Genomic DNA, 14,049 nt, shown 5'->3' with positions numbered 1-14,049 from the left:
AATTTATCCGTGAGCAGGCTTTACAAATACACCGTTACCTTGGGCACATCAGGTACGGTACAGTAAAAGCTGTTAATTTGTTATCCAAACCACCCTAGCCTTCGCTGCTATGCTTCCCCTATGCGAGAACAGATTTCTGTCCTTACCCAAAATCTTAGTCAAACTATTGTGGGCAAGGATGAGGCCATTCGTTTAGTGTTGGTGGCCCTGTTGAGTGGAGGCCATGCTCTGTTGGAAGATGTGCCCGGTGTGGGCAAAACCCTCTTGGCCAAGTCCCTGGCCCGTTCCATTAACGGTAAATTTCAGCGGGTGCAGTGTACCCCCGACTTATTGCCTACCGATATTACTGGCACTAACATTTGGAATCCCAGCAGTCGTGAGTTTGAGTTTTTGCCTGGCCCGGCCTTTGCCAATATTCTCCTGGCCGATGAAATTAACCGAGCTACCCCCCGCACCCAGGCAGCTTTGTTGGAGGTGATGGAAGAAAAACAAGTCACGGTAGATGGTGAGACCCGATTGGTGCCCCATCCCTTTTTTGTCATTGCTACCCAAAATCCCATTGAGTACCAGGGCACTTTTCCCCTACCGGAAGCCCAGTTGGATCGTTTTGCCCTTTCCCTGAGTTTGGGTTACCCCTCGGAAGCTGAGGAGTTGAAAATGCTCCAGCGGCAACAAAATCCAGAGGCGATCGCCGTAGGGGACTTACAGTCTTGTATTTCCCTAGAGGAAGTGGAGGCATTGCAAAAGACGGTGCGGCAGGTGAAACTGACGGAGGATTTGCAACAGTATCTCCTGCGCTTAGTGCGGGCTTCCCGAACGGATAAAGATGTAACTTTGGGGGTCAGTCCGCGGGGTACTACAGCTCTGCAACGGGCCACCCAAGCTTATGCCTTTTTGGAAGAACGGGATTATGCCATTGATGATGATGTAAAGTTTGTTGCTCCCCATGTTTTGGCCCACCGTTTAATTCCTGCGAGCGGTAAAGATCCCAAGGCAATTTTGCAAAGACTTTTGGACAGCGTCCCCATTTGATTTAAGCGTTTTTAATCGTTCTTTCCTATGGCCAAAACTCCCATTCTGATTACCGGTGGGGCCGGTTTTATTGGTGCTAATTTTGTTTACCATTGCGTTCAAGCCTATGACGATCGCCCCATTGTCGTTTTAGACGCCCTTACCTATGCTGGTAACCGAGCAACCCTGGCCCCTTTGGAAAAATTAGCTAATTTCCGTTTTGTTCAGGGGGATATTGGTGATCGCCATTTGTTGGATAAATTGTTGAAGGAAGAAAAGATTGAAACCATCGCCCATTTTGCGGCGGAATCCCATGTGGACCGCTCCATCCTTGGCCCTGGGGCCTTTGTGCAAACCAATGTGGTGGGGACTTTTACCTTGTTGGACTCCTTTCGGGAACATTGGCAAAATCAAAGTAAACCTACCCAGTTTCGTTTTCTCCATGTTTCCACCGATGAAGTTTATGGCAGTTTAGCTCCTGAAGAACCGGGTTTTTCAGAAACCACCCCCTACGCCCCCAATAGTCCCTATTCCGCTTCCAAGGCCGGCAGTGACCATTTAGTGCGGGCTTATTTTCACACCTACGGCTTGCCCACCTTAATTACTAATTGTTCTAATAACTACGGCCCCTATCAGTTTCCCGAAAAGCTTATTCCCCTAATGTGTCTTAACATTTTGCGCGGAGAAAAGTTGCCGGTGTATGGAGATGGGCAAAATGTGCGGGATTGGCTTTACGTCCAGGATCATTGCCAGGCTTTAGACCTGGTTTTAACTAAAGCTTTGCCGGGACAAACCTATAACATTGGCGGCAACAATGAGGTTAAAAATATTGAATTGGTTGAACTTTTATGTGACCTAATGGACGAATTAGCTCCTCATTTACCAGTTAGGCCGGCCCGACAATTGATTAGCTATGTCACCGATCGCCTAGGGCACGATCGCCGTTACGCCATTGATGCCAGCAAAATTAAGCGGGAATTGGGCTGGGAGCCCAAGGTAACAGTGGAACAGGGGTTAAGACAGACTGTGCAATGGTATTTGGACAATGAAGCTTGGTGGAGACCGCTGTTGGGGTAGCGGATCCTCGGTATAATGACGCTCCTAGAGTCATGACTACCTCCCGGTAAATTTTTCCCGACGGATTGGGCAATATTTATTGCTGGGGCTGGTTTTGATTGTTTTGTTCTATCTGAATGCGGAGGGGGGCATCGGGTTTTTCCGTTAGACCGAGGCTATTGAGCACTTGCACCACGCCAAAGGCCACCAAGACCCCCAGGATTAGCCCTCCCACCACTAGGATTACAAACCAATTGCGGGCTTTGCGTAGGGCTTCCTCCCGTCGGGCCCCAGTGATATCATCATATTCATCCAGATTGGAATTACCGTCATTAGAGCCACCGTTGGGGGAAGGGAAAACCATAAAATTTTAGGGCGATCGCCAAAATAGCCCCTTAAGATTATCTCGATTTTCCGCACTGGCAAAGGCCAAATTCCCCTCATCCTGCTGAAAGCCTAAAATTACGTGAGTTCTGATTTTTAAAGTTGAGATTATGCCACCACTGCAAATAATTCCTCAAAGGATTGCACTGGGATATCGGGCTTACTGATAATTTCAACAATTTTATTTTTGGCACTAGGACAAAGGAGAGATTCCACACAAACCTCTGCTACTTTTTGCCTGGGAATACTGCCTTCAAATAATGTATCTGCCCCAGCCATGACGATAGCGTTGTCGTTATCCTCATTTTTTAGTCCCCCTGGCCGCACAATGGTGTAGGGCACGCCGCTCTGACGGAGGTAATTTTCGCCCCACTGTTTCCATACCAAAATCAGACCAAACAGGTTGAGGGGATGGAAGAAATTGGATACACAGAGAGAAGATACCAGCACCAACTGTTCAATGTCACTGGCTTTGGCCACATCCACTAGGTTACGGGTGCCTAAATAGTCCACTTTAAACGGCCCAGTTAAATCCACGCTGGGCCTGGCTCCGGCCGCACTAATCACCGCAGTGCAACCGGCGATCGCTGCCTTGATGGTTTCCGGTTCCAGCAAATCCCCCACCATAATTTCCGTTCCTAGGGGTAACACCGCCTTGGCACTGTCATAGTTCCGCACCAAAGCCCGCACTGCAATTTGGCGATCAATTAGGGTATGGACAACCCGTTTGCCCGTTTCTCCGGTGGCACCGATAATTAAAACTTTCATAGGTAAATTTGATGGATTCTGGAGTAATGTAACCGCCCTCAACCTAAACCTAGAAAGCAATTTCTGCCAAGCGCCGTTGCAACATTTTGGGAAACTGCCCGTAGTACCGCTTATTTAACGGTGAAGGATGGGGTAAAGGCATTAATTTAACAATTTTTTGACTAGTTTTGCCCGTCCCTGTGCTGGCTTTGATCAACACATCTAAGGACGATTCATAGCGATCGCCACCCCGAAAAAATTCATCCAACTGTCCCTTAGCAGCATAGGGTGCAAACCATTTAAAAGCTTCCGTTCCCAGGGTGATAATTTGTTTGCCTTGCCAATGGAACACCAATAATTGCTCCACAAAAGGACGAAACCGCTCCTTTACCTTAACGGAATAGGCCTTATTCTCCGGGGGCTTATAGGGCACTGTATTGGTGAGCAAAATCCTTTGGCAAACAGTTTGTAGATCGTCTTGACCTTTGGGCGCCCGACCCTGCCAAGCTTCAAAAAAGCCCTTCCTCACTAAGCGGCCCGCCGCTCCGATCAAGGGTTGACCTTGGCGTACCTCATCTGCTCCCAGATCTCGACCAAAAAAACAAAGCTGACTACCCAGATTCCCTCCGAACAAAATCGGCTCCAGGGCATCCTTGCTGGCCTGTTGGTAAATGGGAGAATCCAGGGGAAAAGGCTCCCGTTCTGCTTCTTGGCGAATACTACGGATCAGGGTTTGAAGCTCTGACATGGAAAAATGGAAAAACTGAATAACTGATTGATAAGAGAATTGGCGAAGTAAACTAGGGCACCTATGGCCCAATCCAAAGGGAAACGTCCCAGGGCCACAGACAGCTAAATGTTAAAGACTGTTGCAGAAGTGTGCGTCTCCGCTAATGCCATGGTAGTTTTTATAGGAATCCCAAGTCCCTCGATTGGATACTTTTCAGTTATTTTTTAGTTAACAGCATTGCTCAAGGAGGAAAAAGGACAGTGTCAGCGACCCCGGTAGATCTTCCCCAGCCCCAAGAAGCCATCAGTGATTACGTGGCGGAACTGCAACTGCACATGACTCTCCAGGCCCGTAACCTGGTGCCTACCCTAACCCAAACCCCTGGGCCATGCCATAGCCTCGTGCATGAAAGCCAAGCCATGGTAGAAAAAATCATCTCCCGCCAGCGCCGTTAGGAGATCTACTGAATATTTCCTGATATTTCCCCCAGTAGGGTCAGCCCAAGAAGTTTTCATTTCGTCCTGAACGATGGTTTCGTCGATCGCCTGCCAATGGTTGTCGGTAATGGTGGTATAATCCTGACTTTGCTGCATCAAAAATGGTGCGTCACAAAAAAGCCCAAACCTAGAGATGGAAGGTAGCACTACCTGTGCGGTTAGACCAAGGTCAGACCCGAAGTAATCTGCGCCTCCATGGTTCGCGGTTCTGAACTTTATTGGAAGCCCATGATCAAGAATTGTTTTCCCTGGTTAAAAGTTGGCGCCCTTGCCACCAGCGCTGCCTTGTTAAGCATCACCCCAGCCTTAGCCGACCAGCCAGAAACCTTTGCCAGCGTTGACTATTTTCAGGGTAGGCAGTCCGTTCCCATCGAAGTGGAAATGCCAACGGGGGGATTTGGTAATATCGGTTCCCCTATTTACCAAGGGGCTTGCCCTGCTACTTTTGAGCCCATTGTGCAGCGTGTTGTGGGAGCCAAGGCCATGCCTAATTGGGGCGTGTTGGTGGAAAGGCTGGATGATCGCCGGGTGCTATATAGCCATAACGAAAATAAGTTCTTTATTCCCGCTTCCAACGCGAAGATTTTCACCACAGCGGCGGCTCTACAACGGTTGGGTCCCAATGCCACAGTGCGTTCCCAGCCCCTCCGCAACTGGGTAATGACCACCAATAAACGCTCCAACAACAGCTATGCAGAACTGTTGCTCAACACCGTCGGCGGACCAGGGGCCGTTAAAGCAGCGGTGGCAGAATTGGGGGTTAATCCCCAGGGTTTTCGGGTGGCGGACGGTTCTGGTTTGTCCCGCAATAATGCGGCTACGCCCCGTTCCCTAGTGGATACCCTCCAGGCCATGTACCGCAGCAGCAATAGTAGTTTGTTCGTTTCTTCCATGCCGATCGCTGGTCAGGACGGTACTTTAGCCCGACGGATGAAAGCCACCACGGCCCATAATAATGTTTTCGCCAAAACAGGCACCCTGCGGGGGGTACGGGCTCTGTCCGGTTATGCTAACACCCCGGCCCACGGCACTGTTGTTTTCAGCATTTTGGCCAACGATTGGAGCCGCTCCGGAGATAACCTCGTGCGGGCCATTGACCAGTTAGTGGTGCAAATTAACAATATGGGAGCCTGCGACTAATCCACAAATCCACAGTTAGTAAAGGATCACAAAAATGGATTGGTCAGCAATTGCGACATCGTTGACGGCCCAGGGCTTGGAGGTGATCCAAGACCCCCAACAAAGACAAAAACTATCCAGCGATTACGCCCATTTCAGCCCTATTTTGGTGGAGCAGTTACATGGTAAACAGGCAGACCTGGTGGTGTTGGCTCGATCAGAACCAGAGGCGATCGCCGTGATCCGTTGCTGTGTGGCAAATCAAATTCCCCTCACAGTACGGGGGGCAGGCACGGGCAATTATGGTCAATGTGTTCCCCTCCAGGGGGGCATTGTGTTGGATTTGTCCCCTATGCAAAGGATTATTAGCCTGGAACCAGGGCGAGCGGTGGTGGAGCCGGGAGTAAAGTTAGGCAAGCTAGAACAGCAGGCTAAACAAATGGGCTGGGAATTGCGGTTGTTACCTTCTACCTATCAAACAGCTACGGTGGGGGGCTTTGTCAGTGGCGGCAGTACCGGCATCGGCGCAGTCAACTATGGCACCCTATTTGACCCCGGCAATGTCCAGAGCCTAACGGTATTAACCATGGAGGCGGAACCCCAGCGTCTGGTTTTAGCTGGTGAAGCGGCCCAACCGGTCATCCACGGCTATGGCACCAATGGCATTATCACTGAAATTACTTTACCCCTGGCCCCGGCTTTACCCTGGCAGGAAGCCATTGTCAGTTTTGCAGATCTATCAGCGGCGATCGCCTTTGCCCAAAATTTAGCCAACCAGGACGGCATTGTTAGCAAGGAAATTTCCATTCAAGGCCATCCCATTCCGCAATATTTCAGTGGTTTAAAAAATTATTATCGGCCCGGTGACCACTGGGTAATGGTGATTGTTTCCGCCTTAGACTGGCTAGCTTTTACGGAATTAGCCAAAGCAAATAAAGGGCAAATTATTTTTGAGCAAAATCCCCAAGCCCTTGGCAAAAAAGTTAGTTTAATTGAATTTAATTGGAACCACACCACCCTGTTGGCTAGGGCCATGGATTCCAATCTCACCTATCTCCAGGTATTTTTCTATCAAGATTTAGAACAAATTCTTACCCTAGAAAAACTCTTTCAAGATGAGATTATGTTCCACATTGAAATGATGCGTATCCAAGGGGTAATGTGTTTGGCTGGTTTTCCTTTGGTTAAATTTACCAACGGCGATCTCCTAGAAGAGATTATGACGGCTCACCAAAATCTAGGGGCCAGAATTGCCAATCCCCACACCTACAGTTTGGCCGGAGGTTCAGTACAACCCCTGCCAGAATCCCAATTAATTTTTAAACGGCAAGTAGATCCTTTTAATTTACTCAACCCAGGCAAATTGACCGATTGATCTCTTAATTTAGCTATCGCTCTTTTATGAGTCTAGTTGGTAGAGTAAAGATAATTGTGACAAAAGACGTGGTCTGAAAAAGCCATGTCTGTCGCACCTTTAACCCTGTCTCAAAACGATAGGTTTGGGCTGATTAATCACGAATACAAAAATTAATCTTTCTTGGCAAAGGTTTGGTAACTTTTCTGGAGAAGAAATTCAAGAAGTGCCTGCTCTATAACAGAATATATTCATGGTAGAGCAGGAGTATTTGGATACAGATTAAACCTGGGTAGGCAATCAACTAATCCACTTAGCCGACTAGTTCCCGCACATCTGACACTTGCCCCGTAATGGCCGCCGCTGCCACCATAGCTGGACTCATTAACAAGGTGCGACCAGAGGCAGAACCCTGACGCCCCTTAAAATTGCGGTTGGAGGAAGAAGCACTCAGTTGATCGCCCTGGAGTTTATCTGGGTTCATGGCCAAACACATGGAACAGCCTGCTTCCCGCCATTCAAAGCCCGCCGCTTGAAAAATTTGATCTAATCCCGCTGCTTCGGCCTGTTGCTTCACCCGTTCGGAACCAGGTACCACAAAGGCTTTTACCCCTGCCGCCACCTGATGTCCCTTGGCTACTTTAGCTGCTTCTTCCAGGTCACTCAAACGGCCGTTGGTGCAACTACCAATGAAACAAACATCAACCTTGGTACCCTTTAGTGGCTGTCCCGGCTGGAATTGCATATATTTGTAGGCTTCGCTGGCGATCGCCTGGTCATCGGGGTCGAGGCTGTCGAGGGTGGGAACAGGTTCACTAATACCAATGCCTTGGCCGGGGGTGATACCCCAGGTAACGGTGGGCTCAATGTCCTCTGCCCGGAAGGAAACCACATCGTCATACACTGCATCGGGGTCACTAGCGATACTGCGCCACCATTGCAAGGCCTTGTCCCAATCTTCCCCTTGGGGAGCAAACTCCCGCCCCTTCAGGTATGCAAAGGTCACTTCATCTGGGTTGATATAACCACAGCGGGCTCCCCCCTCAATGGACATATTGCAAACGGTCATGCGTTCTTCCATGTCCAGGTTGGCAAAGGTTGACCCAGCATATTCGTAGGCATAGCCCACACCACCCTTAACGCCCAATTTGCGGATAATGTGGAGAATAACATCCTTGGCGTAGACCCCAGGCGCCAAATCACCGTCAACCTCAATTTTTCTCACCTTTAACTTGTTTAAGCTCAAACTCTGGGCCGCTAACACGTCCCGTACTTGGGAAGTGCCAATGCCAAAGGCGATCGCTCCGAAGGCTCCGTGGGTTGAAGTGTGGGAGTCGCCACAGGCAATGGTCATACCCGGTTGAGTTAGGCCCTGTTCCGGGGCAATGACGTGGACAATGCCTTGATTGCCGGAGCCAATGGGATGGAAGCGAATATTATGGGCCTTAGTATTGACCTCCAAAGCCTGCATCATTTCTTCGGCTAGGGAATCCTGAAAAGGCCGTTGTTGATTTTCCGTTGGTACAATGTGGTCCACTGTGGCCACTGTTCTTTCTGGATACATAACCCGCAACCCCCGCTCCTTCAGCATGGCAAAGGCCTGGGGACTGGTGACTTCGTGGATCAGGTGCAACCCGATGAAGAGTTGGGTTTGACCCGATGGCAAAACACTGATGGTGTGGAGATCCCAAACTTTATCAAATAAGGTTCTTGCGCTCATAGTGGAAGTCTAGACAGGGCGATCGCCGAGGGAAAATGAATGGAGGATAGGTAGTCGTAGTAACTATCACCATCTTAGCCTGACCTGACAACCTGCACCTAGGGACAGTAAAGGAGAAAAATCAAGTTAATTTGGTCTTGAAATCGGGGAAATTAGGCTAGGATGACAGTCAGAGCCAGCTTGAGAAACTGCCCTGGCACCCCCGACAAAGATTTGATTGATTAATCCCTATGAGTACTATTTTAGTTGTCGAGGATGAAAGTATTATCCGGGAGTTGATTGGGGAGACTCTGAGTTTGGAAAACTACGGGATTCTAGAAGCGGAAAATGGGGTTGTGGCCTTGGGGCTACTCAACTCTCTGGAGGTGATGCCCGATTTAATCATCTGTGATGTGATGATGCCGGAAATGGACGGCCACGGCTTGATTACGGCTCTACAGCAAGACCCTAAAACAGCGGCCATTCCCTTCATTTTTCTCACGGCCCTGGGAACTATGCAAGATTTTCGCAAGGGGATGAATTCCGGAGCGGATGATTATCTGATTAAGCCCTTTAAACAAGAAGATTTGCTGAATGCGGTTAATAGCCGTTTGCAAAAACAAGCCAAGTTGTCAGCCTTTTACCAGAGAAATCTGCTCCTTTCGTCCAGCGATAGGCGTCGCCGCTCCAGTAGCACAGGCACACCGACCCTAACCCCCGATGAGGCAGAAATTTGGCGGGATTTGGAAGTAGGTTTAAACACCGGACAAGTTTGTCTCTTTTACCAACCGAAAGTAGCCATTCACAACCATTGTTTGATCGGCTGTGAAGCGCTCATCCGTTGGCATCATCCCCGTAAAGGTTTTGTTTCTCCAGGAATTTTCATCCCGATCGCCGAAAAAACAGGCTTTATCAGCGTGGTGGGGGAATGGGTGATTGAAACAGCGTTACGTCAGTGCCAGCAATGGCAATACCTAGGGCTGGATCCGCTGAAAGTGGCGATCAATATTTCTGCCCAACAATTCCATGGAGAAGATCTAATTTGCATTTTGCGGCTCGGCACCCAAAAGTATGATGTTAGTCCCCAACAATTGGAAGTGGAATTAACGGAAACCCTGTTGGTGAAAAATGTCCAGGATTCTATTGACCAGTTAAATGAACTCCGGGCCGAGGGCTTCAGCGTGGCGATCGACGACTTTGGCACTGGTTACTCTTCCCTGAGTTATCTACAACAGTTCCCCTTTGACGTTCTGAAAATAGATCAAAGCTTTGTTCGTCACATTGACAAAAACGCCAAAAATAAAACTATCACCGCCTCGATTATCAACCTGGCCCACGAACTGGATTTGCGGGTAGTGGCTGAAGGGGTTGAAACCTGGGCAGAATACGATACCATTGCGGACATGAGGTGTGACGAGTTGCAAGGCTATCTTTTTAGTCGTCCTCTACCAGTGGCGGATTTCAACGAGTTGTTAAGCCAGGGCACAGACAGTCCTATTTTGCCCCTACGCCGCTGATAGTCCAGTCAAGATGCGAAAAATTAATCAAATCAATAATGGTATTACACCAACAACGTTTCTCCCTCGACCATGGAGCTTTTTGTCAAACCTTAGCCCAAACTGAAAATTTACTCATTATCCAAGACCTGGATGGGGTTTGCATGGAGCTAGTGCAGAATCCCCTCAGCCGTCGCCTTGATGCTGATTATGTCCGGGCCACCACCCTCTTCGCTGACCATTTTTATGTATTGACCAATGGGGAGCATGTTGGGAAAAGAGGAGTACAGGGCATTGCGGAACGGGCCTTTGGGGATGTACCTTTTGTGCAACAGGAAGGGCTATATTTGCCTGGTTTGGCGGCCGGGGGAGTGCAGTGGCAGGATCGCCATGGCAACGTGAGTCATCCTGGAGTAGGGCAAACGGAGTTGGAGTTTTTAGCGGCGGTGCCATCAAAAATCAAGAGCTGTTTACGGCAATTTTTTAGTAACCATGCCGGGGTACTTTCTCCGGAGCAGTTGGAAATGGGCATCGATGCTTCGGTTTTAGATAATGTGGCTTCCCCCACAGCAAATCTAAATACCTTGGCTAATTTATTGCAAGACAGTCCGCAAATTTACCGGGATTTGCAGGAAACCATGGCCCAATTATTGGACCAACTAATGGCAGATGCAGCGGGTCAGGATTTGGGTAACAGTTTTTTCGTCCACTATGCTCCTAATTTGGGCCGGGATGAACAGGGTAAGGAAATTATTCGTTGGGCCAAGGCTGGGAATTCCGGCACCACCGACTTTCAGTTTATGTTGCAGGGGGGGGTCAAAGAAGCAGGGGTTTTGGCCTTGCTGAACCGTTACTACCACAGTCGGACGGGGCAATATCCTTTGGGGGAAAGTTTTAGTGCTCGCCAAGCCCCCCCATCCCACCAGGATTTGTTGCATTTGGTGAAAACGAAATTTGATCTGGACTTGATGCCCTTGATCATTGGGGTTGGGGATACGATCACTAGCCAGGTGGATGAAACTACCGGTGAAATTCGACGCGGCGGGAGCGATCGCCAATTTTTGCAACTAATCCAAGACTTGGGAGATTTGGGAAATCAGGGTAACTTAGTGGTGTATGTGGACAGTTCCCAGGGGGAGGTAAAAAACCGTCAACCTCTGCAATTAGAAACCGTGGCAGGGCAAACCCAAGTGGTGGCCGGCCCTGGGGATATGCGGGACAGGGAAGATCCATTGAAGATTAATGTGGCTTTTCCCGGTGGCCATGACCAGTATGTCGCGGCGTTTAAACAGGCGGCCCAGCGCCGACGAACCCATTTTTCCCAGTAGTTGCAGTGGTTGAGCCGTCCTCTGTAATTGCCCTAGGTTCTTCCTTTCCAGGGAATTATGGACGGAGTCGCACCAGTTAGTTTGAACCGTTTGATTTTTTTGTTGTATCGTAACTTTTGCCTATGGCTAGTGTCAGTTTTGAACAGGTAACTAAACAGTTTGGTGATTATGTTGCCGTTAATAATTTGAATTTGGAAATTGAGGACGGGGAGTTTTTAGTGTTTGTGGGGCCGTCCGGTTGTGGCAAAACCACTTCTCTAAGACTTTTGGCCGGGCTGGAAACCGTTAGTCAAGGACAAATCTGCATTGGCGATCGCCGGGTGAATGAACTATCTCCCAAGGATCGAGACATTGCCATGGTGTTCCAGTCCTATGCTCTCTATCCCCACATGAGCGTCTATGACAATATGGCCTTTAGTCTCGATTTACAAGGCAAGTCCAAAGACGAAATTAAGCAACGGGTTCACAGCGCCGCTGAATTGTTAGGCATTGAAAAATTACTGCACCGCAAGCCCAAAGAATTATCTGGAGGGCAACGGCAGCGAGTGGCAGTGGGCAGGGCCATTGTGCGTAAACCCTCCGTGTTTTTAATGGATGAACCCCTTTCCAACTTAGATGCCATGCTCCGGGTGCAGGCCCGCAAGGAAATCAGCAAACTCCACAGCGATCTGGCCACTACCTTCATTTACGTTACCCACGACCAGGTGGAAGCCATGACCATGGGCGATCGTATTGCCGTGATGAAGGATGGTATTTTGCAACAGGTGGATAGTCCCGCTAATTTATACAATCAGCCCGCTAACCTATTTGTGGCCGGTTTCATTGGCAGCCCCGCCATGAACTTTTTTCAGGTGGAAAGATCAAGTCAAGCAGAGGAAGAAAAACTCAATTTGGATGGTGTGGCCCTACCATTACCAGAAACCGTGGCCAAAAACGGCGATCGTGCCATTACCCTCGGTATTCGCCCTGAAAATATTTATCATCCCCAGTACTTACCGCTAGAAATTGAGCCCATGGAATTACCCGCCACCATTAACCTAGTGGAAATGATGGGTAATGAATTGATTGTTTATGCCCAAACCGCCGCCGGCACAGAATTTGTGGCTCGCATTGATCCCAGGGTAGAGATTAAACAAAAAGACTCAGTTAAGTTTGTGGTTGATGCTCACCGCTTCTACTACTTTGATCGGGAAATGGAAACGGCTATTACTTAGAAATTGTTGGCGAAGCTTTAGTTTTTCTCCTAAATTACCTGGGGCTGGAGGATTTGTATTTGATTTATCCCCAAGCTTGGGCAATCAGGAGAGATTTTCAAACATTTTTTCAAAGGGTTACAGCGGTTACGGTATCTGAGCAGCACAGCAAAACCCTTACAAAATAATCGTTACTACTGTCATGTGTGTATCAAGTTGATTCAGAGTTTGCTGTAACTACTTTTCTAAACCTTCCCAGTTGTTACCCAATAAGCCATAAATTTAACGGTTGAGTTGTCGATATAATCTTTGCCACTGTTGCCGTAAACCAAAGGAGTTAGTACTGGTTTCTGCTTCTAGATTCCATAAACTTTCATAGAAAAAGAAAGAGGTGCCGGCAAAATCTTGATCATCAACCCATTGGGCTTGCTGTTGAATTCTCTGGGGAGGAATAGGACGATTTTTTAAGCCACTCAAAATGCCCACCACTACGGGGATTTCCACTTTAGTTTGTTGCACTGAAGATTGTTGTAATTCCCCGGTAAAAGCGGCTTGTTTTTCTCGGTAAATCTGTAAAACCAACTCATCCACCACCCCGGCTTGATGCCAAGTTTGCCAATCTAATAAAAAGCAATTTTTAGAGAAGGTTTGGGGATTGGGGGAAATGGAAATGGTCAAATCCGATTTTACCGCTTTCAAAATGGGTACTAAATTTCGTACATAACGACTAATCTTCGTCGATCGCCAATCGGTCCATTGCTGCCAAACAGGGTCGGAGCTAACGCAGTTTTGATTTAGGTTTAACTCAGGGTCCGGGGGCGGTTCATTGCCTGTCTCTTGGCGGTATAACTCAACAGTGATGGGGTCATAACCAAAATTGTAGGGATAACCAAAATGATCGTCCAATTGAATACCATCGACATCGTACCGACGGACCAAATCCACCAATAAAGTAGTAATTAGCTGTTGTACTTCGGGATGGAGAGGATTTAACCACACCCGAGGGATAACGCCCCCTTCGAGCCAAATAGTTTCCCCCTGAGCATTGGCGGTCAACCAATGGGGATGGTTTTTGATCCACTCACTCTCCGCCGGGGCCATAAAGCCAAATTCAAACCAGGGAATAACCCGCAAAGATTTTTCTTTGCCTAAGCTAATTACCTCCGCCAACATGTCCCGATCGCCTAGTTTGGGATCTTGGTTTTGCCCTAACCATTGTTGGGCCACCACACTGGGATAGAGGGTATGGCCATCGTTCCACACCGTCGGGTAAAGGGTGTTGAAGTTAGTCCTTTTCAAGTCGGCGATCGCCGTTTTTAATTGAGCGGAATCATAAAGCACATTGCTATCGACATTGGTCAACCAAACTCCCCGAACTTTAGTGGGGGAAGCCAGGGAATTTTCCCACAGCAAAACTGTGCCAACCATGAGGCTA

At 48.5% G+C, this 14,049-nt stretch carries 13 protein-coding genes; 8 read left to right on the top strand and 5 right to left on the bottom strand.

Features of this window, described 5'->3' with window-relative positions:
* Window positions 1-120 precede the first annotated feature (120 nt).
* Together IQE94_RS13935 and rfbB are read left to right on the top strand one after the other, a co-directional pair.
* Complete coding sequence (locus tag IQE94_RS13935; protein WP_212720895.1) at window positions 121-1,032, top strand: MoxR family ATPase; 912 nt, start codon at window positions 121-123, stop codon at window positions 1,030-1,032.
* A gap of 27 nt (window positions 1,033-1,059) precedes the next feature.
* The gene (rfbB, locus tag IQE94_RS13930) at window positions 1,060-2,088 is read left to right on the top strand and encodes a dTDP-glucose 4,6-dehydratase (protein ID WP_212720896.1); all 1,029 of its coding nucleotides are present in this window, start codon (window positions 1,060-1,062) and stop codon (window positions 2,086-2,088) included.
* Window positions 2,089-2,164: 76 nt separating this feature from the next.
* On the opposite strand, the gene IQE94_RS13925 is transcribed toward rfbB, so the two are convergent.
* From IQE94_RS13925 to IQE94_RS13915, 3 genes are all read right to left on the bottom strand, one after another.
* Window positions 2,165-2,431, bottom strand: a complete 267-nt coding sequence (locus tag IQE94_RS13925; RefSeq protein WP_212720897.1) for a hypothetical protein — start codon at window positions 2,429-2,431, stop codon at window positions 2,165-2,167.
* Between the two features lie 128 nt (window positions 2,432-2,559).
* On the bottom strand, window positions 2,560-3,219 hold the full coding sequence (locus IQE94_RS13920) for an SDR family oxidoreductase (protein ID WP_212720898.1): 660 nt from the start codon (window positions 3,217-3,219) through the stop codon (window positions 2,560-2,562).
* 49 nt (window positions 3,220-3,268) lie between these two features.
* Window positions 3,269-3,946, bottom strand: coding sequence for a uracil-DNA glycosylase family protein (locus IQE94_RS13915; protein ID WP_212720900.1), 678 nt, complete (start codon window positions 3,944-3,946; stop codon window positions 3,269-3,271).
* 242 nt (window positions 3,947-4,188) lie between these two features.
* On the opposite strand from IQE94_RS13915, the gene IQE94_RS13910 reads away from it, so the two are divergent.
* The 3 genes from IQE94_RS13910 (at window position 4,189) to IQE94_RS13900 (ending at window position 6,919) form a co-directional block, all read left to right on the top strand.
* Complete coding sequence (locus IQE94_RS13910; protein WP_194073690.1) at window positions 4,189-4,383, top strand: hypothetical protein; 195 nt, start codon at window positions 4,189-4,191, stop codon at window positions 4,381-4,383.
* A gap of 270 nt (window positions 4,384-4,653) precedes the next feature.
* Window positions 4,654-5,565: a D-alanyl-D-alanine carboxypeptidase/D-alanyl-D-alanine-endopeptidase gene (gene dacB / locus IQE94_RS13905; protein ID WP_223342156.1), complete on the top strand. Its 912-nt coding sequence runs from the start codon at window positions 4,654-4,656 to the stop codon at window positions 5,563-5,565.
* 34 nt (window positions 5,566-5,599) lie between these two features.
* Window positions 5,600-6,919: an FAD-binding oxidoreductase gene (locus IQE94_RS13900; RefSeq protein ID WP_212720904.1), complete on the top strand. Its 1,320-nt coding sequence runs from the start codon at window positions 5,600-5,602 to the stop codon at window positions 6,917-6,919.
* Window positions 6,920-7,211: 292 nt separating this feature from the next.
* On the opposite strand, the gene leuC is transcribed toward IQE94_RS13900, so the two are convergent.
* Window positions 7,212-8,618 (bottom strand): 3-isopropylmalate dehydratase large subunit, encoded by a 1,407-nt coding sequence (leuC, locus tag IQE94_RS13895; protein WP_212720906.1) that lies wholly within the window; start codon window positions 8,616-8,618, stop codon window positions 7,212-7,214.
* Between the two features lie 230 nt (window positions 8,619-8,848).
* Here leuC and IQE94_RS13890 point away from each other — a divergent pair, with 230 nt between their 5' ends.
* The 3 genes from IQE94_RS13890 (at window position 8,849) to IQE94_RS13880 (ending at window position 12,635) form a co-directional block, all read left to right on the top strand.
* Window positions 8,849-10,114 (top strand): EAL domain-containing protein, encoded by a 1,266-nt coding sequence (locus tag IQE94_RS13890; protein WP_212720907.1) that lies wholly within the window; start codon window positions 8,849-8,851, stop codon window positions 10,112-10,114.
* Between the two features lie 38 nt (window positions 10,115-10,152).
* The gene (gene stpA, locus IQE94_RS13885) at window positions 10,153-11,421 is read left to right on the top strand and encodes a glucosylglycerol 3-phosphatase (protein ID WP_212720909.1); all 1,269 of its coding nucleotides are present in this window, start codon (window positions 10,153-10,155) and stop codon (window positions 11,419-11,421) included.
* A gap of 122 nt (window positions 11,422-11,543) precedes the next feature.
* Window positions 11,544-12,635, top strand: a complete 1,092-nt coding sequence (locus tag IQE94_RS13880) for an ABC transporter ATP-binding protein (RefSeq protein WP_212720911.1) — start codon at window positions 11,544-11,546, stop codon at window positions 12,633-12,635.
* Between the two features lie 261 nt (window positions 12,636-12,896).
* Here the strand turns inward: IQE94_RS13880 and IQE94_RS13875 are convergent, their stop codons facing one another.
* Window positions 12,897-14,042 carry a family 10 glycosylhydrolase gene (locus tag IQE94_RS13875; RefSeq protein WP_223342155.1) on the bottom strand — a complete coding sequence of 382 codons (1,146 nt, stop codon included), beginning with the start codon at window positions 14,040-14,042 and terminating at the stop codon, window positions 12,897-12,899.
* Window positions 14,043-14,049: the final 7 nt, after the last annotated feature.

It is taken from the genome of Synechocystis sp. PCC 7339, from assembly GCF_019924095.1.
Lineage (GTDB): Bacteria > Cyanobacteriota > Cyanobacteriia > Cyanobacteriales > Microcystaceae > Synechocystis.
This window is presented reverse-complemented; position numbering and strand designations above follow the sequence as displayed.

Coding starts and splice junctions, on each gene's coding strand:
- IQE94_RS13935 (WP_212720895.1), top strand. CDS start 121: ATGCGAGAACAGATTTCTGTCCTTACCCAAAATCTTAGTCAAACTATT.
- rfbB (WP_212720896.1), top strand. CDS start 1,060: ATGGCCAAAACTCCCATTCTGATTACCGGTGGGGCCGGTTTTATTGGT.
- IQE94_RS13925 (WP_212720897.1), bottom strand. CDS start 2,431: ATGGTTTTCCCTTCCCCCAACGGTGGCTCTAATGACGGTAATTCCAAT.
- IQE94_RS13920 (WP_212720898.1), bottom strand. CDS start 3,219: ATGAAAGTTTTAATTATCGGTGCCACCGGAGAAACGGGCAAACGGGTT.
- IQE94_RS13915 (WP_212720900.1), bottom strand. CDS start 3,946: ATGTCAGAGCTTCAAACCCTGATCCGTAGTATTCGCCAAGAAGCAGAA.
- dacB (WP_223342156.1), top strand. CDS start 4,654: ATGATCAAGAATTGTTTTCCCTGGTTAAAAGTTGGCGCCCTTGCCACC.
- IQE94_RS13900 (WP_212720904.1), top strand. CDS start 5,600: ATGGATTGGTCAGCAATTGCGACATCGTTGACGGCCCAGGGCTTGGAG.
- leuC (WP_212720906.1), bottom strand. CDS start 8,618: ATGAGCGCAAGAACCTTATTTGATAAAGTTTGGGATCTCCACACCATC.
- IQE94_RS13890 (WP_212720907.1), top strand. CDS start 8,849: ATGAGTACTATTTTAGTTGTCGAGGATGAAAGTATTATCCGGGAGTTG.
- stpA (WP_212720909.1), top strand. CDS start 10,153: ATGGTATTACACCAACAACGTTTCTCCCTCGACCATGGAGCTTTTTGT.
- IQE94_RS13880 (WP_212720911.1), top strand. CDS start 11,544: ATGGCTAGTGTCAGTTTTGAACAGGTAACTAAACAGTTTGGTGATTAT.
- IQE94_RS13875 (WP_223342155.1), bottom strand. CDS start 14,042: ATGGTTGGCACAGTTTTGCTGTGGGAAAATTCCCTGGCTTCCCCCACT.